1 protein-coding gene and 1 pseudogene are annotated in these 418 nt (G+C 68.9%); both read right to left on the bottom strand.

Annotation, left to right across the window (positions count from 1 at the left end; all coding sequences use genetic code 11):
* A pseudogene (locus D7V93_RS44195) lies at nucleotides 1–264 on the bottom strand (hypothetical protein); the annotation flags it as partial.
* 17 nt (nucleotides 265–281) lie between these two features.
* The coding region (locus tag D7V93_RS44190; protein WP_120648752.1) for a carboxyltransferase domain-containing protein at nucleotides 282–418 on the bottom strand (137 nt) is incomplete at its 5' end.

Here is a 418-nt window from a genome sequence, read left to right as displayed (position 1 = left end):
AGCATGCACCGGTGCGCCGTCGAGCGTGGCGCGGCAATCGGCGCCCGTCAGCGCGATCAGGCCATTGGCGTGGAAGCGCAGCGTGGCGTTGCCCAGCGTGAACTCGATGCCCGCCGCATCGCTGCGGTTGCCAACCAAGCGGTTGCCCACATACAGCGACAGCGGATCCAGCGCGCCCGACGTGCACACGCCAAAACGGCGATAGCCGGTGCGGCCCAGGTCCTGCACGGACGCCAGCACGCCGGCCCGCACGATCTCGATCATGGGTTGGGGTTTCGAACTCATGCGCGCACCTTCGAGGCAACAAAGCGGATGCGGTCTCCGGGCGCCAGCAGCGTGGGGGGATTACGCTGCGGCATGAAGAGCGCCGCGTCTGTGCGGCCAAGCAGTTGCCAGCCACCGGGGGATGCGGCCGGGT

Origin of the sequence: Corallococcus llansteffanensis (assembly GCF_003612055.1) — a bacterium.
GTDB classification, from domain to species: Bacteria; Myxococcota; Myxococcia; order Myxococcales; family Myxococcaceae; genus Corallococcus; species Corallococcus llansteffanensis.
This window is presented reverse-complemented; position numbering and strand designations above follow the sequence as displayed.